The 26,454-nt window shown below is 61.3% G+C and carries 28 protein-coding genes; 5 read left to right on the top strand and 23 right to left on the bottom strand.

What is annotated here, in order from left to right:
* Positions 1 to 32: 32 nt before the first annotated feature.
* The 5 genes from creD to sdhE all read right to left on the bottom strand — a co-directional run bounded on the left by creD (position 33) and on the right by sdhE (position 4,257).
* Complete coding sequence (gene creD, locus ACJ8HA_RS19545) at positions 33 to 1,397, bottom strand: cell envelope integrity protein CreD (protein ID WP_127146805.1); 1,365 nt, start codon at positions 1,395 to 1,397, stop codon at positions 33 to 35.
* Between the two features lie 80 nt (positions 1,398 to 1,477).
* Positions 1,478 to 2,896 (bottom strand): two-component system sensor histidine kinase CreC, encoded by a 1,419-nt coding sequence (creC, locus tag ACJ8HA_RS19550; RefSeq protein ID WP_169540605.1) that lies wholly within the window; start codon positions 2,894 to 2,896, stop codon positions 1,478 to 1,480.
* Positions 2,893 to 3,588, bottom strand: a complete 696-nt coding sequence (creB, locus tag ACJ8HA_RS19555; RefSeq protein WP_025304122.1) for a two-component system response regulator CreB — start codon at positions 3,586 to 3,588, stop codon at positions 2,893 to 2,895. The genes creC and creB overlap by 4 nt, the downstream gene beginning before the upstream one ends.
* Positions 3,588 to 4,010 carry a protein YgfX gene (locus ACJ8HA_RS19560; protein ID WP_025304123.1) on the bottom strand — a complete coding sequence of 141 codons (423 nt, stop codon included), beginning with the start codon at positions 4,008 to 4,010 and terminating at the stop codon, positions 3,588 to 3,590. The genes creB and ACJ8HA_RS19560 overlap by 1 nt, the downstream gene beginning before the upstream one ends.
* Complete coding sequence (sdhE, locus tag ACJ8HA_RS19565) at positions 3,991 to 4,257, bottom strand: FAD assembly factor SdhE (protein WP_004931679.1); 267 nt, start codon at positions 4,255 to 4,257, stop codon at positions 3,991 to 3,993. The genes ACJ8HA_RS19560 and sdhE overlap by 20 nt, the downstream gene beginning before the upstream one ends.
* A 320-nt stretch (positions 4,258 to 4,577) precedes the next feature.
* On the opposite strand from sdhE, the gene ygfZ reads away from it, so the two are divergent.
* A complete protein-coding gene (ygfZ, locus tag ACJ8HA_RS19570) occupies positions 4,578 to 5,570 on the top strand; it encodes a tRNA-modifying protein YgfZ (RefSeq protein ID WP_442515458.1) in 993 nt (330 codons plus the stop codon).
* 38 nt (positions 5,571 to 5,608) lie between these two features.
* On the opposite strand, the gene ACJ8HA_RS19575 is transcribed toward ygfZ, so the two are convergent.
* Positions 5,609 to 6,106, bottom strand: a complete 498-nt coding sequence (locus ACJ8HA_RS19575; RefSeq protein ID WP_025304125.1) for a DUF2165 family protein — start codon at positions 6,104 to 6,106, stop codon at positions 5,609 to 5,611.
* A gap of 150 nt (positions 6,107 to 6,256) precedes the next feature.
* Complete coding sequence (gene trhA / locus ACJ8HA_RS19580) at positions 6,257 to 6,931, bottom strand: PAQR family membrane homeostasis protein TrhA (RefSeq protein WP_033639467.1); 675 nt, start codon at positions 6,929 to 6,931, stop codon at positions 6,257 to 6,259.
* Positions 6,932 to 7,114: 183 nt separating this feature from the next.
* On the opposite strand from trhA, the gene ACJ8HA_RS19585 reads away from it, so the two are divergent.
* Complete coding sequence (locus ACJ8HA_RS19585) at positions 7,115 to 7,723, top strand: HD domain-containing protein (RefSeq protein WP_147823258.1); 609 nt, start codon at positions 7,115 to 7,117, stop codon at positions 7,721 to 7,723.
* Between the two features lie 39 nt (positions 7,724 to 7,762).
* Here ACJ8HA_RS19585 and rbsK read toward each other — a convergent pair whose 3' ends face one another.
* The 12 genes from rbsK to ACJ8HA_RS19645 all read right to left on the bottom strand — a co-directional run bounded on the left by rbsK (position 7,763) and on the right by ACJ8HA_RS19645 (position 17,840).
* Positions 7,763 to 8,689, bottom strand: a complete 927-nt coding sequence (rbsK, locus tag ACJ8HA_RS19590) for a ribokinase (RefSeq protein WP_025304128.1) — start codon at positions 8,687 to 8,689, stop codon at positions 7,763 to 7,765.
* The gene (alsK, locus tag ACJ8HA_RS19595; RefSeq protein ID WP_442515459.1) at positions 8,686 to 9,594 is read right to left on the bottom strand and encodes an allose kinase; all 909 of its coding nucleotides are present in this window, start codon (positions 9,592 to 9,594) and stop codon (positions 8,686 to 8,688) included. The genes rbsK and alsK overlap by 4 nt, the downstream gene beginning before the upstream one ends.
* A gap of 10 nt (positions 9,595 to 9,604) precedes the next feature.
* Positions 9,605 to 10,276 (bottom strand): D-allulose 6-phosphate 3-epimerase, encoded by a 672-nt coding sequence (gene alsE, locus ACJ8HA_RS19600; RefSeq protein WP_033639463.1) that lies wholly within the window; start codon positions 10,274 to 10,276, stop codon positions 9,605 to 9,607.
* Between the two features lie 31 nt (positions 10,277 to 10,307).
* Positions 10,308 to 11,342: an ABC transporter permease gene (locus ACJ8HA_RS19605; protein WP_025304131.1), complete on the bottom strand. Its 1,035-nt coding sequence runs from the start codon at positions 11,340 to 11,342 to the stop codon at positions 10,308 to 10,310.
* A 10-nt stretch (positions 11,343 to 11,352) separates the two neighbouring features.
* Complete coding sequence (locus ACJ8HA_RS19610; protein WP_025304132.1) at positions 11,353 to 12,339, bottom strand: ABC transporter permease; 987 nt, start codon at positions 12,337 to 12,339, stop codon at positions 11,353 to 11,355.
* Positions 12,332 to 13,849 carry a sugar ABC transporter ATP-binding protein gene (locus tag ACJ8HA_RS19615; RefSeq protein ID WP_043142616.1) on the bottom strand — a complete coding sequence of 506 codons (1,518 nt, stop codon included), beginning with the start codon at positions 13,847 to 13,849 and terminating at the stop codon, positions 12,332 to 12,334. The genes ACJ8HA_RS19610 and ACJ8HA_RS19615 overlap by 8 nt, the downstream gene beginning before the upstream one ends.
* Before the next feature lie 2 nt (positions 13,850 to 13,851).
* A complete protein-coding gene (locus ACJ8HA_RS19620) occupies positions 13,852 to 14,835 on the bottom strand; it encodes a substrate-binding domain-containing protein (protein WP_025304134.1) in 984 nt (327 codons plus the stop codon).
* A gap of 48 nt (positions 14,836 to 14,883) precedes the next feature.
* On the bottom strand, positions 14,884 to 15,702 hold the full coding sequence (locus ACJ8HA_RS19625) for a DeoR/GlpR family DNA-binding transcription regulator (RefSeq protein WP_164099989.1): 819 nt from the start codon (positions 15,700 to 15,702) through the stop codon (positions 14,884 to 14,886).
* 380 nt (positions 15,703 to 16,082) lie between these two features.
* Positions 16,083 to 16,400 carry a BrnA antitoxin family protein gene (locus tag ACJ8HA_RS19630; protein WP_033639455.1) on the bottom strand — a complete coding sequence of 106 codons (318 nt, stop codon included), beginning with the start codon at positions 16,398 to 16,400 and terminating at the stop codon, positions 16,083 to 16,085.
* Positions 16,363 to 16,686 (bottom strand): BrnT family toxin, encoded by a 324-nt coding sequence (locus ACJ8HA_RS19635; protein WP_071845113.1) that lies wholly within the window; start codon positions 16,684 to 16,686, stop codon positions 16,363 to 16,365. Before ACJ8HA_RS19635 ends, ACJ8HA_RS19630 begins: the two co-directional genes overlap by 38 nt.
* Before the next feature lie 77 nt (positions 16,687 to 16,763).
* Positions 16,764 to 17,510, bottom strand: coding sequence for an SDR family oxidoreductase (locus ACJ8HA_RS19640; protein ID WP_025304143.1), 747 nt, complete (start codon positions 17,508 to 17,510; stop codon positions 16,764 to 16,766).
* A 96-nt stretch (positions 17,511 to 17,606) separates the two neighbouring features.
* Positions 17,607 to 17,840 carry a hypothetical protein gene (locus ACJ8HA_RS19645; RefSeq protein ID WP_089196238.1) on the bottom strand — a complete coding sequence of 78 codons (234 nt, stop codon included), beginning with the start codon at positions 17,838 to 17,840 and terminating at the stop codon, positions 17,607 to 17,609.
* Between the two features lie 189 nt (positions 17,841 to 18,029).
* Between ACJ8HA_RS19645 and ACJ8HA_RS19650 the strand changes: the two genes are divergently transcribed.
* From ACJ8HA_RS19650 to ACJ8HA_RS19660, 3 genes are read left to right on the top strand one after another with little or no spacing between them, the layout of a single operon-like run.
* Positions 18,030 to 18,689: a response regulator gene (locus ACJ8HA_RS19650; protein WP_025304145.1), complete on the top strand. Its 660-nt coding sequence runs from the start codon at positions 18,030 to 18,032 to the stop codon at positions 18,687 to 18,689.
* 4 nt (positions 18,690 to 18,693) lie between these two features.
* Positions 18,694 to 20,100, top strand: a complete 1,407-nt coding sequence (locus tag ACJ8HA_RS19655) for an ATP-binding protein (protein WP_043142639.1) — start codon at positions 18,694 to 18,696, stop codon at positions 20,098 to 20,100.
* A gap of 11 nt (positions 20,101 to 20,111) precedes the next feature.
* Complete coding sequence (locus ACJ8HA_RS19660; RefSeq protein ID WP_025304147.1) at positions 20,112 to 20,639, top strand: GNAT family N-acetyltransferase; 528 nt, start codon at positions 20,112 to 20,114, stop codon at positions 20,637 to 20,639.
* A gap of 9 nt (positions 20,640 to 20,648) precedes the next feature.
* On the opposite strand, the gene ACJ8HA_RS19665 is transcribed toward ACJ8HA_RS19660, so the two are convergent.
* The 4 genes from ACJ8HA_RS19665 to gcvT all read right to left on the bottom strand — a co-directional run bounded on the left by ACJ8HA_RS19665 (position 20,649) and on the right by gcvT (position 26,225).
* Positions 20,649 to 21,614: a quinone oxidoreductase family protein gene (locus ACJ8HA_RS19665; protein ID WP_049206141.1), complete on the bottom strand. Its 966-nt coding sequence runs from the start codon at positions 21,612 to 21,614 to the stop codon at positions 20,649 to 20,651.
* Positions 21,615 to 21,722: 108 nt separating this feature from the next.
* On the bottom strand, positions 21,723 to 24,602 hold the full coding sequence (gene gcvP, locus ACJ8HA_RS19670; RefSeq protein WP_049296196.1) for an aminomethyl-transferring glycine dehydrogenase: 2,880 nt from the start codon (positions 24,600 to 24,602) through the stop codon (positions 21,723 to 21,725).
* A 92-nt stretch (positions 24,603 to 24,694) separates the two neighbouring features.
* Positions 24,695 to 25,081, bottom strand: a complete 387-nt coding sequence (gene gcvH / locus ACJ8HA_RS19675) for a glycine cleavage system protein GcvH (protein ID WP_025304150.1) — start codon at positions 25,079 to 25,081, stop codon at positions 24,695 to 24,697.
* Between the two features lie 46 nt (positions 25,082 to 25,127).
* Positions 25,128 to 26,225: a glycine cleavage system aminomethyltransferase GcvT gene (gene gcvT, locus ACJ8HA_RS19680; protein ID WP_004931631.1), complete on the bottom strand. Its 1,098-nt coding sequence runs from the start codon at positions 26,223 to 26,225 to the stop codon at positions 25,128 to 25,130.
* Positions 26,226 to 26,454 lie beyond the last annotated feature (229 nt).

Here is a 26,454-nt window from a genome sequence, read left to right on the forward strand (position 1 = left end):
ATCGGGCGCTGAGCGCGCCCGATTCCCCTCGCTTATTTCCACAGCCGGAAGCGTGGCTCATCTTCCCCGGCCGGCGTTTCCTTGGTCAAACGCGCCGGATCGGCCACCTGATACCAGTCCAGTTTGCGCGTCAACAGCATAATGCCCGCCAGAATGGCGAACAGCAGCCCGGCTCCCAGCACCAACGCATTGTCCTCCGACTGCAACAGCAAATAGAGCACGCCGTACAACAACAATAGGCTCGCGGCGAACAGCGCACCGCGCAGCTTGCCGCGCAGTACGGCGCTCAGATAGAAGCCGATCAGTCCGCTGCAGGCGATGCTGGCCGCCAGGTAAGCGGGAGCGAATCCCAGGTGTTCGGAGAAGGCCAGCAGAATCAGGTAGAACAACACCAGCGCCGCACCGACCAGCAGGTACTGAATCGGGTGCACCCGCAGCCCGGTCAGGGTTTCGAACAGGAAAAACGCCATAAACGTCAGCCCGATAAATAGCAGCGCATATTTGACCGCGCGCTCGGTCAGCTGGTAGTGATCGACCGGTTCGACCAAGCTGGCGCTGAAGGCCGGCAGCTTGTCCTCGTCGATAATGGCATCGTCGTAATAGAACGCACTGTTGATGTTGTTGGCAAACCAGGTGCTGCGCCAGCGAGCGCTAAACCCTTGCTCCGTCACCTTGCGTTCGTCCGGCAGGAAGTTGCCGAGGAAATTCGGGTGCGGCCAGTTGCTTTGCAGCTGCAGCTCGCTGCTGCGCCCCAGCGGCACCAGCGACAGGCTACTGGTGCCCGCCAACGTCAGGGTGAAGTCGGCGTTCAGCCCCTCTTTTTGTTGCAGCATCGCCAGCGTCAGCGGGGCGTGGATCCCCTGGCGCAACGATCCCACGCCGGTGCCCGGTTCAAACGCCACCGGCTGCGGCATTGCCAGCGGGGAAATGCGCTTGATGCCGCGAGAGTCGCTCAGCGCCACCAGCAGGAACGGCTGGCCGACGGTCACGTTGGCGCGTTGCAAATCCGTCAGCTCCGGCTGGCCGAAACGCACCTTGAAGTTCAGCGGCCCCTGGTAAACCTGCGTCTGATAAATGCCCAACTTGCGCACCTCCACATTCGGCGCGCCCTGTACCTGAAGCGACTCCGGCAGCAAATAGCGGTAATGCTGCACCCGCTGCACTACCGTTTGTCCTTTCTCGTCTTTCTTCTCTTCGCGTTCGACATAGGGAATGACAATCAACGGACCGAGCACGCGCTGCGCCCCGCTGGTGCTTTCGCTCACCTGCCCGACCACGCTTTGCCGATAGCCGCTACGTTCGTCGATCACGCTCATCAGCTGGGCGATGGGGATCAACATCACCACCATCAATCCCAGCAGCGTGGTTATTTTCCAGAAAAGTACCGATTTCATCATGCTCGCTCCTCGTAGGTAATAAGGCCACGATAAAACCCGCAGGTGAAATCAGAATGTGGTTATGTGAAGGGAAGGTGAAGTCACAGCGATAACATGAAAGTCGCTTCCACCCCGTGCGGCCGGCGGTTGCGCAGGTGAATGCCGCCATGATGCAGACGGGCGACTTCCTGCACGAAGTTCAGGCCCAGCCCGCTGCTTTTCGGCCGTTCGGCGCGCGGCAGCGAATAAAAACGTTCGAACACTTTATCGAGGGCGTAGTCAGGAATGCCGCTGCCGTCGTCACAGACGCTGATGCAGTAATGCTGTTCCCGCCGTTCGCCTCGCACGCTGACGCACCCGCCCGACGGGGTAAAGTCGATCGCGTTGTCCAGCAGGTTGGTCAACGCCTGGCTGATCAGCAACGCATCGCCGTTCAGCGTCACCTCCGCCAACGCCTCCAGTTGCAATCTGACGCCGCGCTGCATCGCCTGCGCCTCTTTGCCCGCCATCGTCTGGCTGACCAGCGCCGCGATCGCGATGGGCGCGGTCTCCATGTCTGGCCGGCTCTCCAGCCGCGCCTGCACCAGCAGTTTGTCCACCAGCTGCTGGATGCGTGCGCTTTGCTGCTCGATGTTGGTGAGAAAACGCCGGGCGGTATCCGGCGGTGGCAGCTCCTGCAACAGCTCCGCCGCTCCCCTGATCGCCGCCAGTGGGCTTTTCAGCTCATGCGTCAGGGTATGTGCATACTGTTCGATATAAGCTTTACCTTCCAGCTTCAGTCGCATGCTCTCCAACGCCTGCGCCAGCTGCGTCAATTCCCGCCCGCCCACTTTGGGCAGCGGCGCGTTTTCCCCTTGCGCCACCCCGTCGGCATAACGCACCAGCCGGCCTATCGAACGGTTGATCCACCAGACGAATACCGCGCCGATCAGCAACGCAATCCCCAGCAGCAACGCGCCGGCCCATAGAATGCGCCGTTCGCTGCGTTTGATCACCGGCGCCATGGTGCTGTTGGGTTTGCCCACGGTGAGCACGCCGATAATACGCCCTTGCTCTATCACCGGCGCGGCCACATACATCACCGAACTGTTTTCATCTTCTGGATCACTACGGGTGCTGCGGGCGCCGTACTGGCCGCGCAGCGTCCGATAAACGTCATTCCAGCGCGAGTAGTCTTGCCCCTGCGCGCGGCCGGCAGAATCGAAAATGACCCGGCCCTGGGCATCGGTCAGATAGACGTGGTATTCACTGCGATCCTTGCGGATGCCGGAGATATTGGCGCCGATCGGCCGCTGGTTCAGCTGCGTGAACGCCTGCGCCAGTTGGCCATGCGCCGCATCGCCGCGCTGCATATCCTGACGGGCGATTTGCGCCAACAGGTTGGCGGTGTCCACCAGCGTGCCTTCGGTAGCGCGCCGCACGCCGGGCTTCACTTCCTGGACGAAAATGCTCAGCACGAAGTACCCGGCCACCGCCACGATCAGAAAATATCCCAGCAGCAGGCGCAGGCCAATTTTCATGGCTGGCGGCTCACGCTGTAGCCCAATCCGCGGTGGGTGTGGATGGGCGGCTCACCGGGCTCAACCGCACGCAGCTTGGCGCGCAGCGTTTTGATGTGGGTATCGACGGTGCGATCCAGGCTTTCTTCCGCCTGCGCCCAAACGCTTTCCATCAGTTGCTGCCGCGAGAACACCCGTCCAGGCGCCAACAACAGCGTCTTCAGCAGCAGGTATTCGTAACGGGTCAGCGGCAGCGGCCGCTGATGGTAGGAGATGGTGGCCGCGTCTTCGTCGAGCGTGAAAGCGCCGAAATGGTAGCGCGCGCTCTGTTGCAGGCGCTGCTGCTTATGCAGGCGGCGCAAAATGGTGCGCACCCGGGCGCTGACCTCGCGAGGGGAGAACGGCTTGGCGACATAGTCGTCGGCGCCGATCTCCAGCCCGATCAGGCGATCCACTTCATCACTGCGGGCGGTAAGAAACAGAATCGGCAGGTCAGCCGCCTGAGCCAGCAGGCGGCGACACAATTCAAAACCGTTGATATCCGGCAAACCGACATCGAGGATAGCAAGCGCGGGCGCGCCTTGCGCCAGCGCCTGCAACGCCGGTTCCGCACGTTCGAACCAGCGTACTTCGAAGCCTTCGCTCTCCAGCGTGTAAACCAGCGTATCGGCAATGCTGGGTTCATCCTCCACCAACCAGAGCACGGGTTTCATCAGGGTTCCTCGCCGTTACCCGCCGGCGGATACAGCAACAGCTGCCGCAGGTGGCGCCACTCCTCTTTGCTCATGCAGTCGGAAGCCAGCCACAGCCGGCGGCGCTTTTTGCCTTCCATCGGCTGCAGCGTCAGCAGCAGGCCGTAGCCCGGCATCCAGGGCTTTTTCGCCAGCCGCCATTCTCGGCCGTGCCAGCTGAAACGCCGGTCCGCCAGCAGCCGCAGCTCGCCCTGCACTGCGGCGATGCGCTTCTGGCTACGAATGCACTGAAACACCACCAGCGTCAGCAGCACCAGCCAAAGCGGGCCATAACCTTCCGGCCAGGGCGAAATCAGGATCAGCAAGATCAGAACGCCATGAGTCAACAGGGAAAAAAGCTGGGTGCGCCAGGAAATGCGGATATCACATCGCCACTGGGCCACGGTCTTTATTTCGCGTTTGGATCAGGGTCACCATTCTCTGCAGCTCGCCGTCCTGCGGCGCGCCATGATTCATCAGCCAGTTGAACAGATCGGGATCGTCACACTCCAGCAGGCGGATAAACAGCGCCTTGTCCGCGTCATTCAGGCTGTCGTATTCGTATTCGAAGAACGGCATGATGGAGATGTCCAGCTCGCGCATGCCACGACGGCAAGCCCAGTGAATACGTGCTTTGTTGTTAATATCCATGTTGTTATGACTCACCTCTTTTCAGCGCGGCAGCGCCAGCGCAGGGTTCAAATGACACACTGTATGGCAACGCCGTCGCAATATAATTCCATCAGCCGGGGATCTGTCTGCAAGGGTGCCCTGGCCGCAAGCCTATAGAGTAACAATTTGACATACACGCCGGGAAGGCGCTTTGCTGCGGAAAACGTAATAAAGCGCAAAATGCCAAAAAAAGCGCCCCCCGGTCCCACGGCGCGAATAACAGTTTGCAAAGCCCGCCGCCTCTTTTACCATGGGTTCAATACCCTTCAGGTAAGCTAAACGTTGAGCAGGAACTTACTATGGCGCATAACATTCCATTCCCACCCCGTCAGCCCTCCGCTTCCACCCATCTCCCCCTGACGCTGATCTCGCTGGAAGATTGGGCGCTGGTGACGTTGAACGGGCCGGACACAGTGAAATATCTTCAGGGCCAGGTGACGGCGGACATCGACGCGCTGGCGGCCGATCAGCACGTGCTGTGCGCCCACTGTGACGCCAAGGGCAAAATGTGGAGCAACCTGCGTCTGTTCCACCGTGGCGAAGGCTTCGCCTATCTGGAACGCCGCAGCGTGCTGGACAGCCAGCTGGCTGAAATCAAAAAATACGCGGTGTTCTCCAAAGTCACTATCGCCGCCGATAATGACGCGGTGTTGCTGGGCGTCGCCGGTTTCCAGGCGCGCGCCGCGCTGACGGGCCTGTTCGCCACGTTGCCGGACGCTGAGCACCCGGTGGTGCAGGACGGCGAGACCACGATTCTGCACTTCGCTACGCCGGCGGAACGTTTTCTGCTGGTGACCCGCGCCGCCGTGGCCGAACAGCTGATCGGCAAGCTGCATGACCAGGCAGAGCTGAATGACAGCAGCCAATGGCTGGCGCTGGAGATCGAAGCCGGTTATCCGGTTATCGACGCTGCCAACAGCGCACAGCTGATCCCGCAGGCTACCAACCTGCAGGCGCTGGAAGGCATCAGCTTCAGCAAGGGCTGCTATACCGGTCAGGAGATGGTGGCGCGCGCCAAATTCCGCGGTGCCAACAAGCGGGCGCTCTACTGGCTGGAAGGTAAAGCGGCCCGCGCCCCGCAGGCGGCGGAAGATCTGGAGCTCCAACTGGGTGAAAACTGGCGCCGCACCGGCACCGTATTGGCGTCGAGCCAACTGGCCGACGGCACGCTGTGGGTACAGGTGGTGATGAACAACGATTTGGATGCCGACAGCCAGCTGCGGGTGCGCGACGATGCCGCCAGCCAACTGGCGATCAAACCGTTGCCCTACTCGCTGGCCAAAGAGAAATAATCCGTCGGCCGCAGGTGCCCTGCCTGCGGCCATCTTCATTACTCGTCCAATTCCCCGTCGCGCTGCACCAGATAAATCAGCACCAGAATGATGGTGACGAAGAAGCGAAACGCATCCGGCACGCCGTTCCACTGCTTCGACATCCACATGCCAAACCACTCGCCCCCAATCGACATAAAGCCGACCTGCCAGGTGAGAAAGCCCAGCGTCAGCCCCACTACCGCCAGCTTTTTCCGACCGTTAAAGGCGTGCGCAGGCAGTTTCAGGCCGCCCAACAAACGCAGGCCGCCAATCCAGCACAGCAGCGCGGTCAGGCTTTCCAGCGCGATGATGAAAATATAACCGGCGTGATGCAGCCACGGCGTCTGTATCGAGCGGTATCCGATGGTGGCGTCGGGGAAAATCGTGTCCATCATAAAGACGTGGCGCACGAAGGCGAAGTTGGAACCGTAGTCGGTGATGTTGCCGAAGGCGACCAGCGAAGCGAACAAGGCGATAGCGCAGACCAGCAGCGCTTTGGATAAGCGAACGATCATCTTGGTGAGTCCTGAACAGAGGTTAAAGAAACGGTATGCGGGCTCAGAAATGAAGGAACGGGCTTGCTGGATACCCGAAAGAAGCAAGCGCCTCTTTTTTAAAACAAAAGAGGCGCCAGTTCAATACGCATTCAGACGTAGCGGGAACGCTTAGACGTAGAGGTAGATCGCCATGAAATGGCAGGCGCTGCCGCCGAGCACGAAGGCGTGCCAGATGGCGTGGCCAAAGCGAATGCGCTTGGAGGCGTAGAAAATCACGCCCAGGGTATAGACCACCCCGCCGATCGCCAGCAGCGTGACGCCGCCGGCCTCCAGCCGCGTAACCAACTGATAAATTACGATCAGCGACAGCCAGCCCATCGTCAGGTAGGTCACCAGCGACAGGGCTTCAAAACGGTGGGCGAAGGCCAGCTTGAACAGCACGCCGAGCAGCGCCAATCCCCAGATTACCGCCATCAGGCCCTTCGCCAGCGGCGAATCCAGCCCCACGAGTAAAAACGGGGTATAAGTGCCGGCAATCAGGAGATAAATGGCACAGTGGTCAAATTTTTTCAGCCAATGCTTGGCCTTCTGATGCGGGATCGCATGGTAGAGCGTGGAAGCGAGAAACAGCAGGATCATGCTACCGCCGTACAGGCTGTAACTGGTGATGGCCGTCGCATCGGCGCCGGTATTCACCGCCTGCACCAACAGCAACACCAGGCCGACGATGCCGAACACCAGCCCGATGCCGTGGCTGATGCTGTTGGCGATCTCTTCCGCCCACGGATAAGCCGCGGCGACAATCTTATTGCTCCCGGCTTTCACTACGTCCGTTTTCCCCATAACGCGCAACCCCTCAAAATGCCCTGCTTTGTTCGAAATTAACGCAAAGCAGCTTAACTGAGAATAATTCCAGTGTACACGTGTACGCTAAAATAAAAATGTGAACGCGTGTAACCATCGAAATCCCCCGCCCGGTGGTCTACAATCGTCAGGCTTCAACCCACCCACCTTGAGGTTTACACCATGTCATCCGCTGTACCCGCGTTAGATTTCGGCTCAATGACCCAAGTCATCCAATTCCTGATGGAAATCGATAAGTTGAAAGGTGTTCAACGCCGCACCAAAGTGCTGGGCACCCAGCGCCAGGAAAACTCCGCCGAACACAGTTGGCACTTCGCCATCGCCGCCATGAGCCTGGCGCCCTACGCCGGTGATGACGTAGACATTCAGCGCGTGATCCAGATGGCGCTGCTGCATGACATCGTAGAAATCGACGCCGGCGACGTGCTGGTCTACGATCTGGCGGCCCGCGCAGCGATCCACGATCAGGAAGTGGCGGCGGCACGTCGTCTGTTCGGCATGTTGCCGGAGGCTCAGCGCGAGTATTTCACCGCTTTATGGCAGGAGTATGAAGATGGCGAAAGCGCCGATGCACGCTTCGCTCTGCTGCTGGATCGCACCATGCCGATGCTGATGAACCTGCACAATGAAGGCCAGAGCTGGGTGGAAAACAACATCAGCCTGGAGCAGGTGCTGGCGCGCAATGCATCGATCGCCGACGTACACCCCGAGCTGTGGCACCATATGGAGCAACACCTGCGGGATGCGCAGCGCAAAGGCTGGTTGAAGTAAGGGACCGGGCTGCCGCTTCTTGGCCGCAGCCCGTCTTCGTCAAGCGAACGCCTGCTGGCGTTCCAACGCCTCCTCATAGCTCGGCATCGATCCCGCCGCCCCGGCCCGTTCCACGCAGACCGATGCGTAGGCGGCGGCAAAGCGCACCGCATCGGCTAACGGCACCTGATTTGCCAGCTGCGCCGCCAGGGCGCCGTTAAACGCATCGCCCGCGCCGGTGGTGTCTTTCGGCTGCGCCGGAAACGCCGGGATCAGCTCGCTGTTTTCCCCGTCCGAGAACAACGCCCCCTGCGTGCCCAACGTCACGATCAGCAAACGAATGCCCTTAGCGTGCAACACCTGCGCCGCCTGGCGCGCCGAAGCCACATCGCGCACCGGCACGCCGGTCAGCAACGTGCACTCGGTGGCGTTGGGCGTCAGCAGATCGACCTGCGCCAACAGGCTGTCCGGCACCGGCTGAAACGGCGCCGGGTTGAGTATGATGAACGTTTGCGCTTCGCGGGCGATGGCGATCACCTGCTCAATCGCCGGCAGGTTGTTCTCCAACTGGGTCAACAGAATATCCGCCGCGGCGATCGCCGGGCGGCACTGGCGCACCTCGTCTTCGCTGACCGTCAGGTTGGCGCCGGGATCGACGGCGATCATATTCTCCGCCTCCTCGCCGGCAACATAGATAAGCGCATTGCCGGTCGGGCAATCGCCGGTCGAAAACAGCGTCACCGCATCGAAACCGGCGGCGGCGAGGTGGCGCCGGGCGAAGGTGCCGAAGTCGTCGCGCCCCACCTTGCCGATATAATGCACCCGCGCCCCGGCGCGCAGCGCGGCGGTGGCCTGGTTGGCGCCCTTACCGCCCGCGCCCATCATGCTGTTGCGGGCGATCAGCGATTCACCGGGCTGCGGAAAGCGCGCCATGCCGGCGACGATATCTAGGTTGAACGAACCGAACACGCAGACTTTGCCTTTCATTGCGGGTACTCCCTGCTCAATTGGAGGTGGCGCCGGGCGGCCAGGCAGGCGCCTTTGCTGCCGGTTTCATCGGTCAGGCGGCTGACGGAGATCGCCAGCCCCTGCGCCGGCTGCGGCCCGCGCAGATGACGGCGAATCTCTTGCTCAAGGTGCGCCAACGGGAAACCGCTCATGGCGATCACGCCGCCGCCCAGGATCAGCCGCTGGGGATCGAGCACGTTCATTTCGATGGCGATGGTCTGCGCCAATCGTTCGACGAAGCGCCGCAGATCCGGATGATCGCCGTGGCGCTCAAACAGCCGGTCGAACGGCGTTTGTGCCGCGTTGGCGCGCGCCCAGCCGGTCAGCCAATGGCCGGAAGTCAGGCTCTCGACGCAGCCCCGTTTACCGCACGGGCACTCGCCCTGATGGCCGGGCCAGGGAATGTGCCCCAGCTCGCCGGCGGCGCCATGCGCCCCGTGGTAAAAATCGCCGTTCAGCCACAGGCTGTTGCCCATGCCGGTGCCCAGATACAGCCCCACCGCCACCTGCGGCAGCGCCGGCAGCTGCTGCAAATCCCACCACAGCAGATGGTTGACGTCCTTGTCCATTCGCACCGGCAACGCCAACACATCGGCCAACAGCGCCGCCACCGGCTGGGCGTCCAGCGCCGGGATAAACGGCAGCGACAGCACCCGCGAGCGATCGCGACTGAGGATCCCCGGCAGCCCCAGCATCACCTGCGCCACCTGACGATCCTCGCAATGCCCGGCGATCAGGCGGCCCAACGCCGCCAGCGGATCGGCCTGCTGCGCCCAGTCGGCGGTCGCTATCTTGCGGTACCCGCTGAACTCGCCGTCATCATTCATCAACAACAGGCGGGTATTGGTGCCGCCGACGTCAACGCCAAGAAAATGCCGCATCATGTCCCCCGCCTCAGGCCGCCTGCCGCATTTGATCCAGCATTTTTTCCCATGCCGTCTCCAGATCCGGATCGAGGTTGAACAACCCGGAGCTGCCGACGATCAACACCTCCGCGCCGGCGCCCATCAGATCGCGGTAGGTCCGCTGATTGCAGGATCCGTCGATCTCGATCAGATAGCGCAGATTTTGCTGGCGTTTCAGATCGCGCAACTGGCGGATCTTTTCCAGCATTTCGGGAATGAACGGCTGCCCGGCATAGCCCGGATCGACGGTCATCACGGTGACCTTGTCCAGCAGGTGAAGGTAGTGGCGGATAAACTCCACCGGCGTGGCCGGGTTCAGCACCACCCCCACTTTTTTGCCCAGCGCGCGGATTTGATTGATCACCCGAAACGCGTCGCGGTTGATGGTTTCGGCGTGCGGGCAGATAAAGTCCGCGCCGGCGCGGGCGATCGGGTCGATGAAATCGGTCGGGTTCTCCACCATCAGATGCACATCCAGCAACAACGAGGTGTGCGGGCGGATCTGTTCGATAAAGAACGGCGACAGCGTGATGTTTTTAACGTAGTGCCCGTCCATGATGTCGATATGCAGCATATCGGCGCGGCGATTCAGCACCGCCAATTGCTGGCGGATATCCATCAGGTTCATGCACATCAGTGAAGGTGAAATCTGGTATTTCATTAGCGTTATCCTGCGCAAAAGGGAAAAGGGATCAGTGGCCCGCCGCGGTTCTGGCCTGGGCCGCGCTGCGGCGCATCGCCCGCCGCTGCCGATAGCGATGCCGGAAAAACTTCATCGCCAGCACCGCGATCAGCACCGCGCCCCACATCGCCAGACTGAAATGCGGGCTGACGTTCATCAGGTTCAAACCGGTCGCGATCACCTGCAGCACGATCAGCGCCAATACCACGCCGCTGACCCGACCAAAACCGCCGAACGGATCGGTGCCACCCAGAATGATCGCCAGCACCGTCAGCAGCAGGTAAGAGTCGCCGTAGCCCATGCGCGCCGAGTTGAAGCGCGCCATCATCACCAGCCCGGCAATGACGCACAGCAGGCTGGAGAGGGTGTAAATGGCGATCAGTACTCGATGGGTATTCACGCCGCTGAAGTGGGTAGCGTTGATGTTGCTGCCGCTCATGTAGATGCATTTGCCGAGCCGGGTTTTCTGCAAGAACAGCGCCAGCAACGCGGCGACCACCAGGAAGATCCACAGCGGTACCGGCACGCCCAGCACGCTCTCAGCGCCGATAAACCGCACGATCTCCGGCATGCCGCTTAGGGCCGCGCCGCGCGTCAGGTAGATGCCGATACCGTTGACCGTGGTCATGGTGGCCAGCGTCACCAGAATCGGATGTGCACCGACGTACGCCACCAGTGCGCCGGTCGCCGCGCCGATAAGCCCGGCCAACAGCATCGCCGCCGCCAGTGCCAACACCAGCCACAGCGCCTGCAAGCCCAGCCCGGCGTCCGCCGGCAGATAGCTGATGAACAGCCAGGCCATCAGCAGGCTGGTCAGGTTGGCGCTGGCGATAATGCACAGGTTCAGGCCGCCGCTGAGGATCGGGATGAACATCGCCAGCGTCAGCAGGCCCAGCTCCGGCAACTGGAAGGCCACGCTGGTGAAGGTGGCGCCGCTGAAGAAGCGCCCCGGCATCAGCAGGCTGAAGGCCAGCACCACCGCCAACAGCAAGGCCAGCAAACCGACGGCGGCCCCGTCTGGACGAAATTTCAGGTTGTTGCCCATCAGGTGCTCCTCAGGCGAAACCGACGTCGGTTTCTTTGCGTTTCTTGTAGTGAGTGACGGTGATCGCCGCGACGATCACCAGACCGATCACCACGTTCATGAAGTAGCTGGACACGCCGATCAGGTTGAGGCCGTTTTTCAGCACGCCGATCAGGAACACGCCCATCAGCGTGCCGACAACGCTGCCCTTGCCGCCGTTCAGGCTGGCGCCGCCCAGCACCGCCGCCGCCAGCACGTCGAGCTCGCCGCCCACCAGCGCGTTGGGCACCACTTCCCCCATGCGGTACACCTGCACCAGGCCGCCGATCGCCGCCATCGCGCCCAGATAGCCATAGGCGAACAGATGCAGCAGGCCGACGCGGATGCCGATGCGCCGCGCCGATTCCGCATCGCCACCGACGGCAAACAGCTGGCGCCCGAGGTGCGTTTTGTTCAGCAGCAGCCAGGTCAACAGCGCCACCGCCAGCATCACCAGCGTCGGCAAACCGAGCTGATAGCTCTGCTCACCCAGTTGGAACGGCAGCACGCTGCGCGGCAGCGTCCACCAGTCCGGCAATGCGTACAGGCTGCGGCCGTTGGTCAACCACATCAGCATGCCGAACAACAACGCCTGCATGCTGATGGTGACGATGATCGAGACGATGCGCAGGCAGTAGATCAACAGCGCGTTGACCATGCCGAGCGCGGCGCCGATCGCCAACGCCAGCAAAATACTGCCCGCCGGGCTGGCCAGGCCGTAATGCGTCGCCAGCGTGGCGATCAGGTACTGCACCACCGAGGCGACTGCGGCGAAGGAAATGTCGATGCCGCCGGTCACCAGCACCACGAACAGGCCGAGGGCGAATATGCCGCTCACCGCGTAGCTTTCGCTGAGGTCGAGCAGGTTTTGCACCGTCAAAAACTGATCGCTGAGCAGCGAAAAGACGATGACCGTCAGCAGCAGCACCCAGGCCAGGTAGCCTTCGTTGCCGCGCGGTTTCAGACTGAATCTACGCATTGACCGCCTCCGCCAGCTGCTGCTGGCTCACCTGCCCCGGCAGGTATTCGCCGATCACGCTGCCGCCGCTGAAGTGCAGCACCCGATCGCAGTTGTAATACACCTCCGGCACTTCATCGGAGATCAGCAGAATGGCGATCCCTTCCTGCGCCAACAGATGGATCAGTTGGTAGATGCTGGCCTTGGCGCCAACGTCGACGCCAACGGTCGGCGAATCGAGGATCAGGATCCGCGGCTGGGTCAGCACCCACTTGGCCAGCACGATCTTTTGCTGATTACCGCCGGACAGCGTCGAAACCGCCTGATCCGGATCCGCCACCCGCACGCCGAGTTTGGCGATCCATTCTGCGACGATGCGATTCTTGCGGTAATCGTCGATCAGGCGAAAACGCCCGCGCAGCTTATCGAGAATGGTCAGCACCGCGTTATCCGCCACCGACTGTTGCTGCACCAGCCCCAGCGTCAGGCGATCCTCCGAGACGTAACCGATGCCGGCCTTGATGGCGTCCTCATGGCCGCGAAAGCGTACCGGTTTGCTGTCGAGATAAAGCTTGCCGCTGTCCGGGCGGGTCATGCCGAACAGGCTCAGCGCCAGCTCGGTACGCCCGGAGCCGAGCAGTCCGCACAGCCCGAGCACCTCGCCCTGATGCAGGCGGAAGCTCACGTCCTGATACTGCCCGGCGCGGCTGAGACGATCCGCCTCCAGCATCACCCGATCCTTATTCATGCTCGGTGACTTCAGGCGGTAATCCAGCTTCAAGCCGGTCATCAACTCGGTCAGGCGATCGCCGGTGATCTCCGCCGCCGGCCAAGTGCCGATCTTGTTGCCATCGCGGATCACCGTGACGCGATCCGAGATCTCCAGCACCTCGTCCAGCCGGTGGCTGACGAACACCACGCAGATGCCTTTCGCTTTCAGGTAATCCACCGTGCGCAGCAGCTGATTGACCTCGGTGCGGGTCAGTGAGGCGGTCGGTTCATCCATGATCACCAGCCGCGCTTCCGCCACCAGCGCGCGGCAGATTGCCACCTGCTGGCGCTGGGCAATCGGCAGCTCCGCCACCCGTTTGTCGAGATCGAGATTAAAACTCAGCTCCTGCAGCAGGCGCTCGGCGGTGCGCCGCAGCCGCGCCGGCCGGTGCCACCCCAACAGCCCGCGCAGGTTGTGCTCGAAGGCGATGTTTTCCGCCACCGTCAGGTTGGGAAACAGCGACAGATCCTGATAGATCACCTGAATGCCGAAGGCGCGCGCCTGATCCGGCGACAGCCGGCCGAAGGTTTGCCCATCGAGGGTAATGCGGCTGCCGTCATCCGGTTGATACACGCCGGCGATCGCCTTGATCAGCGTGCTCTTGCCGCAGCCGTTGGTACCGGCCAGGCAGTGCACCTCCCCCGGCATCAGCGCCAGTGAGATATCGTTCAGCGCTCGCTGCCCGCCGAAGGTCATCGACAGCTGTTGCAACGCGATCAGCGGTGCACCCTGCGTTGCCGTATTGCCGGAAATCGCCATGATTACAGCCCCATTTTCACCAGCTTCGGCAGGTTTTGCTTATCCAGGCTTTCGGTGGCGTTGCCGAGAATAGTGTGCTGCTGCGCATCCACCTGCACCTTGCCCATGCCCTCGATGGTCATGCCATCGGTGATTTTTTCTCCTTTGTGCATCATGTCGGCGATGCGCACGAACACTTCGCCGGCCACCATCGGATTCCAGATATAACCGCCCTTGATGGCGCCGCGATTGACCAGCGAAGCGCCCTGGCCTGGGCTGAACGGCCCAATGACGCAGATATCGTTGCTTTTGCCGCGGTTGAGCACCGCGCGCCCGGCGCCGATCGGCCCCTGCGAACCGAACGCCAGCACGCCTTTCAGATCGGGATATTTGGCCATCAGATCGTTGGTGGTGCGCACACTGTCATCCAGCGATTCCCCCACGCCGAACTTGTCGCCCACCAGCTGCATGTTCGGGTAGTGCTGCTTCTGGTAGTTGATGGCCGAGTCCGACCAGGTGATGTGCAGCGGCACCGTCAGGCTGCCGACATACACCGCATACTTGCCCTGCTCTTTCATGCAGGCGGCCAGCGCTTTCATGTGGTTGACCCCGTGCTGCGAGGCGTCCACCAGCTCAAAATCCCAGTCGGCGTACTTCTGGCCGGGGGATTCGTGCACGATCACCTTGATGCCCGCTTCCTGCGCGCGCTTGAGCACCGGCTCCAGCACCCGGGCGTCGTTCGGCACCACGCCGATAATGTCCACCTTCTGCGCGATCAGATCCTCGATGGCGCGCACCTGCAGCGCCGGATCCGCCGCCGTCGGCCCGACCATCCAGGCGTCGATGCCGCGTTTGGCGCTCTCGCTTTTGATACCGGCCTCCATGGCGTTGAACCAGGGAATGCCGCCGATCTTCACCACCACGCCCATTTTCAGCTTGTCCGCCGCCTGCGCGGAGACCGACAGCAGCAGCGAGGCAAACAGACCGACCAGTACGGATTTTTTCATTGTTCTCTCTCCACAAGTGTTGGCTGTAATAAAAGGTTTTCGTTGTTGTTATCGCGCCGCCCTTTTCGCGGCGGCTGAAACTTCAATCACGTCGACGTTATTCCAGGCCAATTCCTGACGAAACTCGTCGTCGCCAAGCCTGTCGGTGATCAGCGTATCTATTTCCCGGTAATGGCAAATGCGAGCGAACGAGCGGCGGCCGAACTTGTTGCTGTCCACCAGCAGGAACTTGCGCTCCGAGGCCAGCAGCATCTGTTGCTTCAGCCGCGCATGGTGCTCATTGCTCTCGCGGATGCCGCCGTCCTGGCAAATGCCGTGGCAGGAGAAAAACAGCTTGTTGATCACGAACTCTTTCAGCATCTGCTCCGCCAGCACGCCGATAAAATCCTCGTACTTGGCGGAATACTCGCCCCCCAGCCCGATGGTGCGCACGTTGGCCTTGCAGGCCAGCGTCTGGATGATGTGCAGCGAGTTGGTCAGCACCACCAGCGAGATATCCGGCAGCTGGCGCGCCAAAAACCAGCTGGTGGAGCTGCTGTCCAGCAGCAGGCAATCCCCGGGCGCGATAAACTCCAGCGCGCGTTTGGCGATGCGCGTCTTCTGCTCCGGCGACTCATTGCTGCGCTGGCGGAAGGACTCCCCCTGATCTATCTCGGCAGGCACATAGGTTTTTTCCACCGCCGGCGGCTCGACGAACACCGCGCCGCCGTGGCTGCGCAGCAGCAGGCCGCGCCGTTCCAGCAGGGCCAGATCACGCCGCGCCGTCTCGATAGAGATGTGGCACAGCTGCGCCACCTCCTGCACCATCACGCGGCCGCGCTGGCTCAAGACTTCGGTAATAAAGCGATGACGTTCTACAGGCAGCATGTTTCTTTTCTCCTCCACGACGATGATTACGATATCGATTTGCCGCGCCGCGTTTTGCGCGCAGACGCAAAGCGCATCGCCCCGCGGTCGGTCAACGATCGCGCTGTGATAGTTGTCAAAAAAATCGGGAAGGAAATGAAATGAATAATTACGAAAGTGTGGAGTAACAGACAGTTATGATGCGCGAGCGCCTGAGGCAGACAGGAGAGAAACGGTAAACGGTCACAATTCCACGTTCCGCAGCATGACCGTTAATGACCGTTTGTGTGGTTTTGACCGAGCGCTGCTAAGCGGCAGCTAATGCTGGTAGGCTTTACCTGAAAAACTGCAAAAAAAAATCCGGTGAGAATCTCACCGGATCGTTAGCCGCCTGACACACATTATTCTTCGTGCTCATGCTCTTTCAACATCGCCTCACGCAACACGGCGTTCAGGCGTTTCTGATAGCCTTTGCCTGGCCGCTGAAGCCAGGCCAACACATCCGCATCGATTCGGATGGTTTTTGATACTTTCATCGGCTTATAAAAACGCCCCTGAACCGCAGTCTGCCACGTTTCTTCCCCCAGCGCCGGCGCATCGGCATAATCGATGTCCTCGTCCGGCAACGCATTCAGTGAAGCAATTTGCGCTTTCTGCTCCTCCGTCAACGGCGGGAGTACGCTATGGGCCAGATTTTTGGCGGAATTTTTGCGCTTCATATCTTCCCCTCTCTTTGGCATCGGCCTTGCGTGCTGAAATGATACGCACGATCTCGACGGTATCGCCTTCGACATCCGTTTCGATCGTCGTATGTGCCACCAGCAACAGCAAACAGGATCCGACCATACCGATCGTTTGCCAACGTTCTTCTCCATCCTCGATCCTTTCCAGCACAGCCAAATGGTTGGGATCCAGAAAAACCCGTTGCGCTATCTCAAAACTGACACGGTGTTTACGCTGGTTGCTGTGATTTTTATCCTGATTCCATTCAAAATAAACATACATTTTTGTAACTACATTTTGATTGTTATTTAATCAAAATACACTCCACACGACGGGATGTCAAAAACCCCCTCATGCATTCAACGCCCGCCTGCTGCCTCGATAAAAGTACCGGTCACGTAAGACGCAGCGTCAGACAGCAGCCAAGCGATCGCCTCCGCCACTTCCTGCGGCTGCCCGCCGCGCTGCATCGGTAAACTGTCCTTCACGCGATCCACCCGGCCGGGCTCGCCGCCGCTGGCGTGCATCTCGGTATAGATGAATCCGGGCCGTACGCCGTTGACGCGGATGCCCTGCGCCGCCACCTCGCGCGATAACCCGATGGTCAGGGTATCGACGGCGCCTTTCGAGGCGGCGTAATCGACGTATTCCCCCGCGGCCCCCAACCGGGACGCGGCGGAAGACACATTGACGATAGCGCCGCCCTGCCCGCCATGACGCTGCGCCATGCGTTTCACCGCCTCGCGGCAACACAGGAAGTAACCGGTGACGTTGGTGCCGAGCACCTGATTGATGCGCTCGGCGGTCAACTGTTCAATGTTCGCCTGCTGGAACAGAATGCCGGCGTTGTTGACCAGCGCGCTGAGCGTGCCCAGCCCGGCATCCAGCGCCCTGAACATCGCCATCACCTGCGCTTCATCGGCCACATCGGCCTGCAGCGCCAGCGCCTTACCGCCCTGCGCCTCGATCTCCGCCACCACTTGGCGCGCCGCATTTTCGTCACGCAGGTAATTCACACCCACCGCATAGCCCTGCCGGGCCAGCAGCAAGGCGGTCGCGCGGCCAATCCCCCGGCTTGCGCCGGTCACCAATGCCACTTTCGTCATACTGTTTTTTCTCTGGTTAGCGATATCAACACAGCGGCCTGCGCGCAGGCGCCCCGTATGCCCGTCAGAGTATAGAACGGCTCCCTAAAAACCGCTTCAAAGCTGAGCCAGGCGGCGCAGCTGCTTTTTAATGCGCGACTTGGCGCAGCCGTAAGCATCCGTCGCCGCCGCCTGATGCACCCGCTGCAAAGCGGAAGCATGATGGCCGCCGTGGCTATGGCTCTGCGCATCGCCGCGAAAAGACAACAGCAACAGAACGAGCAGCGTCGCCACGCCTACATACATCAGCCGCCGCGGGGCGCCCGCGTTCGGGAAACCTTCAGTCTGCATGTTTCGCTCCCCCAGCCATAATTTCGAATGGCAGCAAAATAACTGAAATTCCCCCCCGCTCCCTTAACGCGAGATTAAAGCCAGATTAAGGTTTGCTTAAGAACGCGCAGGCAAAGCGGTTTTCCCCGTTGTCTTCCCGTCAGCGTTATAGTTAGATAAGCGCGACTCAAGGCTCTCAGCGGAAATAACGTGAACATACTGTTGGTGGAAGACGACCTGCAATTAGGCAAGGCGCTGTGCCGCGCATTGGAGCTGGCCGGCTTTAATTTGTGCTGGGTGCGCCTGCTCACCGACGCGGAAAATAAACTTTCACCCGGCGGGTTCGATTTGATGCTGTTGGATCTCACGCTGCCGGACGGCGACGGTTTGCAGAAGCTGATCGCCTGGCGCGCCGCCGGGCAAAATATTCCGATCATCATCCTGACCGCTCGCGACCGCATCGAAAGCTTGGTGAACAGCCTCGACTCCGGCGCGGACGACTTTCTGGCCAAACCCTTTGCGCTGCCCGAACTCATCTCGCGCGTCAAAGCGGTTAACCGGCGCATGGCGGGCTTCGCTTCTCAAACCTGGAGCCTCGGCGCGCTGTATCTCGATCCGGTCAACCATCAGGTCATGCTGGATAACGAACTGCTGATGCTGTCGAAAAAAGAGTATCACCTGCTGCACGAACTGATGCGCTGCGCCGGCACCGTGGTGCGCAAAGCGGTGTTGGAACAGCGGCTGTTCGGCCACGGCGACAGCGTGGAAAGTAACTCGCTGGAAGTGCACATGCATAATTTACGGCGCAAAATCGGTAAAGAAAGAGTGATTACCGTACGCGGCATTGGCTATTTGCTGAAGAAAGAGTAGCGGAATGATCGGTTTCAAATCCTTCTTTATGCGTACCATTATTTTTCAGGTGCTGGCCATTTTATTATTGTGGGGGATCCTCGTCGCCTGGGTGAAATATTGGTATTACCCCGACATGGAGAAATATTTCGATAACCAGCAACGCATCGTCGCTGCAGGCATCGCCAATATTCTCGACGAAACCGGCACTGACAATATCGATTACCGCGGCATCATCAAGACCATTGAAGGCATGTACATTGATTCCATCAATAACGGCATGCAGGATGAAATCGACTATCACCCGCTGTTTGTGGTTTACGATCGGGACAGCCGGGTGCTTTACAGTTCGCAAACGCAGGGAGAACCGCTGCGCCTGCCGCCTTCGGTGCTGTCCGGCTCCGTCAATTACGCCGGTGCCAACTGGCATCTCGCCGGCAGCTGGAGCGAAAAGCACCAGTACCGGGTGATCGTCGGCGAATCGTTCAACGATCGCACCACGCTGTTCGGCAACCCGGCGGAGAGCACCGCCGTACCGCTGCTGGGCATTCTGGCAGCCATCATCGTTACCTTGCTGTTCACCGCCTATTTCAGCCTGCGGCCGCTGCGCCAGATCGCCCGCACCATCTCCGATCGCCAGCCTGGCAACCTGTCGCCGATCAACGTCAGCGAGCAGTATCAGGAAATCCGGCCGGTGGTGGTGGAGGTCAACAAGCTGATGGCGCGCATCGACGCCGCCAATCAGCGCGAGAAGCGCTTTATGGCCGATGCGGCGCACGAGCTGCGCACGCCGATCGCCGCCGTGCTGGCACAGCTGCACCTGCTGACCCAGGTCGGCGAGCAGCAGGAGCGCCGGGAGATCATCGGCGACATGCAGCAAGGGCTAGATCGCGCGGCATCGCTGTCGCGCCAGCTGATCAACCTGGCCAAGCTGGAGGCGGAAGATTTTCCACTGAAAATTGAGGCGGTGGACATCTACGCAGAGATCGGCAAATGCATCGCGCAGCACGTCCCCTATGCGCTGGAAAAGGATGTGGAACTCTCGCTCGACGGCAGCGAGGACGTGGTGGTGAGTACCGATCGCCATGCGCTGATCGCCATCTTCACCAACCTGCTGGACAATGCGCTCAAGTACGCGCCCCCCGGCAGCCGTATCGAAGCCAATATCCGCTCGCTGGCGCCGCTCGGCTGCTATATTACGTTGCGCGACAACGGCCCGGGGGTGAGCGAAGAACACCGTTCCCGCCTGTTTGAGCGCTTTTACCGCGTGCCCGGCACGCAGCAAACCGGCAGCGGGCTCGGCTTGGCCATCGCCCGAAACCTGGCCGACAAAATCGGCGCGCAGCTGCGCGTCACCGAAGGCCTTGACGATCGCGGCATCGGCTTCATCATCGATTTGCCGGAAAGTTACCGGCCACAGACTGAGAGTTAACAACGACCATGATCGCCCCTGTTCTGCTGCAACGGCAGCAACTCGACCGGCTATGGGATATCGACCGCAGCGAAATTATCGACACTCTGTATCGCCTGCAGGACGGCAAGCTGCAAGCCTACCCGGACTACTACGACGTGCGCGGCTGGGATCCGCACGATCGGGAAACCTATACGCCGATCCACGAAGCCTGCTTCGATCGCGGCGGGACATTCTTCGCGCTGTTCGAAGGCGAGGAGATCGTGGCGGCGGCGGCGCTGGACACCGAACCGCGCGGCCCACAGCGGGATCTGCGCCAGCTGCTGTTCTTTTACGTCAGCGCGCACAAACGCGGCCAGGGGTTAGGCAGGCAGCTGTTCCAGCTCTGCCTGCGTCAGGCGGCGCAAGACGGCGCCGCCGGGCTGTATGTCTCCTCCATTCCCAACAAAAGCACCGTAGACTTCTATCTGGCGCAGGGTTGCCGGCTCATCGAACAACCGGATACCGAATTGTTCGCCCGTGAGCCGGAAGACATTCATCTGGTCTGCCCTTGCCGCTAGCGGCCGGGGTTAACGGGCGATGCGCATCACCGAACGCACGTCGCTTTTCTTGTTCAGATCCCACACCTCGGCGATCTCCGCCAACGCGTGCTCCTGCGTCTCGATAGTGAGCGCTCCGGTCGCCGCCAGCGCCAAAATCTCGGCCGCGTAGCGCTGCATCTCCGGGATCGGCGGGAAGTTGCCGGTGCCGCTGCCGAGGATCTGCAGCTGGTTGCTGCGCAGCACCGCCGCCGGCAGCCGGATGTCCGGCGCGGCCATCGAACCGACGTTGACCAGGCGAATGCCGCGTCCGCCGGCGTAAGACGAGAGATCGTGATTATTGAGCGTTGCGAGCAGCGCTTCGGTCGCCGGCCCCCAGATGTAATCGACGATCACCTGATAACCGCCCGGCCCCGCCGCTGCCGCGAAGGCCTGCGTCAGCGCCTCGCCCTGCAGGCTCAGATCCACCGTGGCATCCACGCCCAATGCCTCCAGCACGCTCAGCCGACGGCCGGCGGCAACGATACGCCCAGCCCCTGCCTGACGCGCCGCGGCAACCGCCAGTTTGCCTGAGGTGCCGGTGGCGCCGATGATCAGCACCGTTTCACCGGGCTGCAGATCCGCTCGCCAGCGCAACGGCAGCCAGGCGGCGAAGGCCGGATTGATCAGCGCTGCCGCCGTGGCGTCATCCACCGCCTCCGGTACCGGCACCGTCCATGACGCGACGCTGCGCTCAGCCATCGCACCGTAAGGACGGCGGAAGGAGGCAAAGTACACCCGTTTTCCGTCCGCCGTACGGCCCACGCCGTCGGTACCGGGCACAATTGGCAATTGCTTCGGGCTGGAATAGTGGGTGCCGGCGACGGTGGCGCGATCCAGCTGTTTGATGCCGGCCGCCAGAACGTCGATCGGCACTTCATTCGCCTGCGCCTGGGGCTCCTCAAAAGTGCCGAAAACCGGGGCTTGCCCCAGCGCTGTTACGATTGCCGCTTGCATGGTGACTCCTTAAATCGTGGGAACGTACAGGAAAGAATAGGCCGCTATAAAATAAAAAGGGACACCGCATGATGCGGTGTCCCCCAAACACAAACTTTGCCGAACGTGTTATTCGTAATCGCTCATCGGCACGCAAGAGCAGAACAGGTTACGGTCGCCGTACACGTCGTCCAGACGCTTAACGCTCGGCCAGTACTTGTTCTCGCGCACGCCGGCCACCGGGAACACCGCCAGCTCGCGGCTGTACGGGTGCTGCCAGTCGTTGACCAGCTCCGCCTGCACGTGCGGCGCATTCACCAGCGGGTTGTCTTCCAGCGGCCATTCGCCTTTGGCGACGCGGTCGATCTCGCTGCGGATCGCCAGCATCGCATCGATAAAGCGATCCAGCTCCACTTTGCTTTCCGACTCGGTCGGCTCGACCATCAGCGTGCCCGCTACCGGGAACGACATGGTCGGCGCGTGGAAGCCGAAGTCGATCAGGCGCTTGGCGATGTCCATTTCGCTGATGCCGGTCTCTTCCTTCAGCGGACGAATATCGAGGATACATTCGTGCGCCACGCGGTGATCGCGGCCGGTATACAGGATCGGATACGCGTCTTTCAGACGAGTTGCGATGTAGTTGGCATTCAGGATTGCCATCTGGCTGGCCTGCTTCAGGCCTTCCGCGCCCATCATGCGGATGTACATCCAGCTGATCGGCAGGATGGAGGCGCTGCCGAACGGCGCCGCGGAGACCGCGCCCTGCTGGGTGGTTACGCCGTCGATCTGCACGACACTGTGGCCCGGTACGAACGGCGCCAGGTGCGCTTTCACGCCGATAGGGCCCATGCCCGGGCCGCCGCCGCCGTGCGGGATGCAGAAGGTTTTATGCAGGTTGAGGTGCGAAACGTCCGCACCGATGTAGCCTGGCGTGGTGATGCCCACCTGGGCGTTCATGTTGGCGCCGTCCAGATATACCTGACCGCCGAACTGATGCACTATCTGGCACACTTCACGGATGGTTTCTTCATACACGCCGTGGGTCGACGGGTAGGTCACCATGATGCAAGAGAGTTCTTCACCTGCCTGCTCCGCCTTGACGCGCAGATCGTGCAGATCGATGTTGCCGTTCTTGTCACAGGCGACCACCACCACGCTCATGCCCGCCATTTGGGCAGAGGCCGGGTTGGTGCCGTGCGCCGAGCTCGGGATCAGGCAGACGTGGCGGCCCGCTTCGTTGCGGCTTTCGTGGTAGCGACGGATCGCCAGCAGGCCGGCGTATTCGCCCTGCGCGCCGGAGTTCGGCTGCATGCACACCGCGTCATAGCCGGTCAGCTGCACCAGCCACTGAGACAGTTGGCCGATCATCTGTTGGTAACCGGCAGCCTGCTCCGGCGGGCAGAACGGGTGCAGTTCGGAGAATTCAGGCCAGGTGATCGGGATCATTTCCGCCGCAGCGTTCAATTTCATGGTGCAAGAGCCCAGCGGGATCATTGCCTGGTTCAGCGCCAGATCCTTACGCTCCAAGCGATGCATGTAGCGCATCATCTCGGTTTCGCTGTGATAGCGGTTGAATACCGGGTGGGTCAGGATCGGGTCCTGGCGCAACATGGCGGCCGGGATCGATGCGCTGTTCTTGCTCACAGCCGCGTCCAGCGCGTCGATGTCCAGGCCGTGGTTGTCGCCGGCCAGCAGTGCGAACAGCGTTTGCACGTCTTCACGCGAGGTGGCTTCATCCAGCGTGATGCCCACGGCGCCGTGAATGTCGGTACGCAGGTTGATGCCGAAGCTCAGCGCACGTTCCAGCACGGCAGCCTTGTCTTTCACTTCAACGGTCAGGGTGTCGAACCAAGTGTTATGACGCAGCGTCAGGCCGGCCTTCTGCAGCCCGGCGGCCAGAATGTCGGTCAGGCGGTGGATACGCCCGGCGATGCGCTGCAGCCCTTGCGGGCCATGGTACACCGCGTACAGGCTGGCGATGTTGGCCAACAGCACCTGCGAGGTACAGATATTCGAGTTGGCCTTCTCGCGGCGGATATGCTGCTCGCGGGTCTGCATCGCCATACGCAGCGCGGTGTTGCCGGCGGCATCGCGGGAAACGCCGATGATGCGGCCCGGCATCGAACGCTTGAACTCGTCGCGGCAGGCGAAGAAGGCGGCGTGCGGGCCGCCGTAGCCCATCGGCACGCCGAAGCGCTGCGCGGAGCCGAACACCACGTCGGCGCCCTGCTTGCCCGGCGCGGTCAGCAGCACCAGGGCCATGATGTCGGCGGCCACGCTGGTGATGATTTTGCGCGATTTCAGTTCGGCCAGCAGCGCGCTGTAGTCGTGCAGTTCACCGGTGGTGCCCACCTGCTGCAGCAACACGCCGAACACGCCGTCCAGCTCCAGCACTTTTTCCGCTTTATCGACGATGACGTCGAAGCCGAAGGTTTCGGCGCGGGTGCGCACCACGTCCAGCGTCTGCGGATGCACGTCGTCAGCCACAAAGAAGCGGTTGGCGTCTTTCAGCTTGCTGGCGCGTTTGGCCAACGCCATCGCTTCGGCGGCGGCGGTCGCTTCATCCAACAGCGATGCGGAAGCCAGATCCAGGCCGGTCAGATCGAGGGTCACGGTCTGGAAGTTCAGCAGCGCTTCCAGGCGGCCCTGCGACACTTCCGGCTGATAAGGGGTATAAGCGGTGTACCAGCCCGGGTTTTCCAGCATGTTGCGCAGGATCACCGGCGGCGTCAGCACGGCGCTGTAGCCCATGCCGATATAGGATTTGTAGCGCTGATTTTGCGAGGCGATCGCCTTCAGCTCAGCCAGCGCCTGGTGTTCGGTCGCCGCGTCGCCGACCGGCGGCGGCCCCGGCAGCTGAATATCCGCCGGCACGATCTGTTGGATCAGCGCGCTGAGCGAGCGAGCGCCCACCGCTGCCAGCAACTCCTGGCGTTGTTCCGCAGAAGAGCCGATGTGGCGTTCGATGAACGCTTCGCTGTGTTCGAGTTGGCTGAGTGTCTGAGTCATTGCTACAAATTCCTGAATGCTTGCGTGATACGGGATATAGCTTGAACGGTAACTAAAACGCCCCGGCCGAGAGGCCTGGGGCGCGGTCACGATTACTCGTCGATCGAGGCCTGATAAGCCGCGGCGTCCAGCAGGTTCGCCAGCTCGCCTTCGTCGGAGGCTTTAATCTGGAACAGGAAGCCGTCACCGTAAGGTTCGCTGTTCACCAGCTCCGGGGAGCTTTCCAGCTCGCCGTTCACCGCCACGATTTCGCCGCTGATTGGCGCGTAAATGTCCGACGCCGCCTTGACGGATTCCGCCACGGCGCAATCTTCACCGGCGGCGACGCTGCGGCCCACTTCCGGCAGATCGACAAACACCATATCGCCCAGCAGTTCCTGCGCGTGTTCGGTGATGCCTACGGTGTAAACGCCGTTACCTTCTGCACGAACCCACTCGTGGGAGGATGCGTATTTCAATTCTGTTGGCACATTGCTCATCGCCGGTTACTCCTTCGAAGAAATAAAAGAATCAATCAATAAAAAATCAATTTGTCAGCGGCTTGCCGGCGCGAACGAAACCGGGCTTGGTCACTTTGACCGGCATTTCACGGTTGCGGATCTGCACGATAGCCTGCTCGCCGATGCCTGCCGGCACGCGCGCCAGCGCGATGCTGAAGCCCAGCGTCGGAGAGAACGAGCCGCTGGTGATCACGCCTTCGTGGGTTTGCCCCGCCGCGTCGGTGAAACGCACCGGCAGCTCATTACGTAATACGCCTTTTTCCGTCATGATCAAGCCGACCAGTTGCTCGGTGCCCTGCTCGCGCTGTTGCTCCAGCGCTTCGCGGCCGATGAAACGGCGATCTTCCGGCTGCCAGGCGATGGTCCAGCCCATGTTGGCGGCCAGCGGCGAAACGCCTTCATCCATCTCTTGCCCGTAGAGGTTCATGCCCGCTTCCAGACGCAGCGTGTCGCGCGCGCCCAGACCGGCCGGCTTGACACCCGCGGCCAGCAATTTTTGCCAGAAATCCGCCGCCTGCTCTTTCGGCAGCGCGATCTCATAGCCGGCCTCGCCGGTGTAACCGGTAGTGGCGATGAACAGCTCGCCGGCCTGCACGCCGAAGAATGGCTTCATGCCCTCGACCGCGCTTTTTTGTTCCGGGGTGAACAGGGTGCCGGCACGCTCTTTGGCCTGCGGGCCCTGCACTGCGATCAGCGCCAGATCGTCGCGCACCGTCAGCGCGACGCCATACGGCGCGGCGTGCTCTTCGATCCAGGCCAGGTCTTTGTCGCGGGTGGCGGAGTTCACCACCAGGCGGAAATAGTCTTCAGTGAGGAAATAAACGATCAGGTCGTCGATCACGCCGCCGGAGGCATTCAGCATGCCGGTGTACAGCGCTTTGCCGGGTTGGGTCAGTTTGGCGACGTCGTTCGCCAGCAGGTAGCGCAGGAACTCGCGGGTGCGGGCGCCGTGCAGATCTACAATGGTCATGTGAGACACGTCGAACATGCCGGCATCCTGACGCACCGCGTGGTGCTCATCGAGCTGCGAGCCGTAGTGCAGCGGCATCATCCAGCCGTGAAAGTCTACCATGCGCGCACCGCACGCCACGTGCTGGTCGTACAGTGGGGTTTGCTTTGCCATCTTTTCCCTCTTTCCACTCGTCGCTAGAAGTTAGGGTGCTGCCACGCAATGCGGCGGAGCCTGGCTCGCGGCCCGATCGCCATGGCGCACTGACTGCTCAACACAAATGCTGCGCCGGGACGGGCGGAAACTGCGTGTAACCGCCGTGACGCAAACGATACCTTTCCCTCGAACTTATCATCGAACGACCACATTAACCATAAGTTAAAATAGGCTCATCGCCGTTCCC

The sequence above is a fragment of the Serratia sp. CY33802 genome, from assembly GCF_052169095.1.
GTDB classification, from domain to species: domain Bacteria; phylum Pseudomonadota; class Gammaproteobacteria; order Enterobacterales; family Enterobacteriaceae; genus Serratia; species Serratia bockelmannii.

Coding starts and splice junctions, on each gene's coding strand:
- creD (WP_127146805.1), bottom strand. CDS start 1,397: ATGATGAAATCGGTACTTTTCTGGAAAATAACCACGCTGCTGGGATTG.
- creC (WP_169540605.1), bottom strand. CDS start 2,896: ATGAAAATTGGCCTGCGCCTGCTGCTGGGATATTTTCTGATCGTGGCG.
- creB (WP_025304122.1), bottom strand. CDS start 3,588: ATGAAACCCGTGCTCTGGTTGGTGGAGGATGAACCCAGCATTGCCGAT.
- sdhE (WP_004931679.1), bottom strand. CDS start 4,257: ATGGATATTAACAACAAAGCACGTATTCACTGGGCTTGCCGTCGTGGC.
- ygfZ (WP_442515458.1), top strand. CDS start 4,578: ATGGCGCATAACATTCCATTCCCACCCCGTCAGCCCTCCGCTTCCACC.
- ACJ8HA_RS19575 (WP_025304125.1), bottom strand. CDS start 6,106: ATGATCGTTCGCTTATCCAAAGCGCTGCTGGTCTGCGCTATCGCCTTG.
- trhA (WP_033639467.1), bottom strand. CDS start 6,931: ATGGGGAAAACGGACGTAGTGAAAGCCGGGAGCAATAAGATTGTCGCC.
- ACJ8HA_RS19585 (WP_147823258.1), top strand. CDS start 7,115: ATGTCATCCGCTGTACCCGCGTTAGATTTCGGCTCAATGACCCAAGTC.
- rbsK (WP_025304128.1), bottom strand. CDS start 8,689: ATGAAAGGCAAAGTCTGCGTGTTCGGTTCGTTCAACCTAGATATCGTC.
- alsK (WP_442515459.1), bottom strand. CDS start 9,594: ATGATGCGGCATTTTCTTGGCGTTGACGTCGGCGGCACCAATACCCGC.
- alsE (WP_033639463.1), bottom strand. CDS start 10,276: ATGAAATACCAGATTTCACCTTCACTGATGTGCATGAACCTGATGGAT.
- ACJ8HA_RS19605 (WP_025304131.1), bottom strand. CDS start 11,342: ATGGGCAACAACCTGAAATTTCGTCCAGACGGGGCCGCCGTCGGTTTG.
- ACJ8HA_RS19610 (WP_025304132.1), bottom strand. CDS start 12,339: ATGCGTAGATTCAGTCTGAAACCGCGCGGCAACGAAGGCTACCTGGCC.
- ACJ8HA_RS19615 (WP_043142616.1), bottom strand. CDS start 13,849: ATGGCGATTTCCGGCAATACGGCAACGCAGGGTGCACCGCTGATCGCG.
- ACJ8HA_RS19620 (WP_025304134.1), bottom strand. CDS start 14,835: ATGAAAAAATCCGTACTGGTCGGTCTGTTTGCCTCGCTGCTGCTGTCG.
- ACJ8HA_RS19625 (WP_164099989.1), bottom strand. CDS start 15,702: ATGCTGCCTGTAGAACGTCATCGCTTTATTACCGAAGTCTTGAGCCAG.
- ACJ8HA_RS19630 (WP_033639455.1), bottom strand. CDS start 16,400: ATGAAGCGCAAAAATTCCGCCAAAAATCTGGCCCATAGCGTACTCCCG.
- ACJ8HA_RS19635 (WP_071845113.1), bottom strand. CDS start 16,686: ATGTATGTTTATTTTGAATGGAATCAGGATAAAAATCACAGCAACCAG.
- ACJ8HA_RS19640 (WP_025304143.1), bottom strand. CDS start 17,510: ATGACGAAAGTGGCATTGGTGACCGGCGCAAGCCGGGGGATTGGCCGC.
- ACJ8HA_RS19645 (WP_089196238.1), bottom strand. CDS start 17,840: ATGCAGACTGAAGGTTTCCCGAACGCGGGCGCCCCGCGGCGGCTGATG.
- ACJ8HA_RS19655 (WP_043142639.1), top strand. CDS start 18,694: ATGATCGGTTTCAAATCCTTCTTTATGCGTACCATTATTTTTCAGGTG.
- ACJ8HA_RS19665 (WP_049206141.1), bottom strand. CDS start 21,614: ATGCAAGCGGCAATCGTAACAGCGCTGGGGCAAGCCCCGGTTTTCGGC.
- gcvP (WP_049296196.1), bottom strand. CDS start 24,602: ATGACTCAGACACTCAGCCAACTCGAACACAGCGAAGCGTTCATCGAA.
- gcvH (WP_025304150.1), bottom strand. CDS start 25,081: ATGAGCAATGTGCCAACAGAATTGAAATACGCATCCTCCCACGAGTGG.
- gcvT (WP_004931631.1), bottom strand. CDS start 26,225: ATGGCAAAGCAAACCCCACTGTACGACCAGCACGTGGCGTGCGGTGCG.